Source organism: Proteus sp. fly-1067 (genome assembly GCF_040139345.1).
Classification (GTDB): Bacteria; Pseudomonadota; Gammaproteobacteria; order Enterobacterales; family Enterobacteriaceae; genus Proteus; species Proteus vulgaris_B.
The window spans coordinates 1-587 of sequence record NZ_JBEEUL010000177.1 but is presented as its reverse complement, the minus strand read 5'-3'; the positions used below and the strand labels follow the sequence as shown (position 1 = coordinate 587).

1 protein-coding gene and 1 riboswitch are annotated in these 587 nt (G+C 41.7%); the gene reads right to left on the bottom strand.

Translation table 11 applies throughout. The annotated features are described in order from the left end of the window. Positions 1–153: 3,4-dihydroxy-2-butanone-4-phosphate synthase (locus ABN217_RS19850; RefSeq protein WP_349459944.1), on the bottom strand; the 153-nt coding region annotated here is incomplete at its 3' end. 153 nt (positions 154–306) lie between these two features. Then, positions 307–455: riboswitch (FMN riboswitch) on the bottom strand. Positions 456–587 lie beyond the last annotated feature (132 nt).

Below are 587 nucleotides of genomic sequence, written 5' to 3'. Positions count from 1 at the left end.
CGTCATTGTCTCTGCTGCAAAAATAAGGTCGCCTTCGTTTTCGCGGTCTTCATCATCGAGTACGAGTACACCTTTACCTTGACGTAATGCTTCAAGGGCGCGTTCAACACGTTCGATTGGATTACCGAATTCGGAAAGTAGCGTCTGATTCATGGTAAAAACCTCTTAAGTAATAATTTATTAGTTACCAGAATCAGGGCAGTCTTAGGAGTACGAGAACTGAATAAACAAAAAACACGAATGCGCCTTTTGCAGACTCAGATATGCAACGCAGTACTGTGCTATAAAGCACAAAATGCTGATACAGTTAATTCTCTCCCATCCGGACTATAACCGTCGGCTCCAGAGTCACACTGGATCTGCTGACCTTTACTCATGACAAGTAAAGCGCTCGCGGGCTTCATGCATAGCATGTTACCGCCGGTGGGGACTTTCACCCCGCCCTGAGATAAACGTATTCAATATAGCGCTAATAATTTTAACGTGCAATCAGCAAAGCCAAAATTGATGCTCAACTCACACTTATAGTCAAAAAAGTTAATAAAAAACGCATAGTTAGATTTAAATTGGCAAATATCTATCAATCT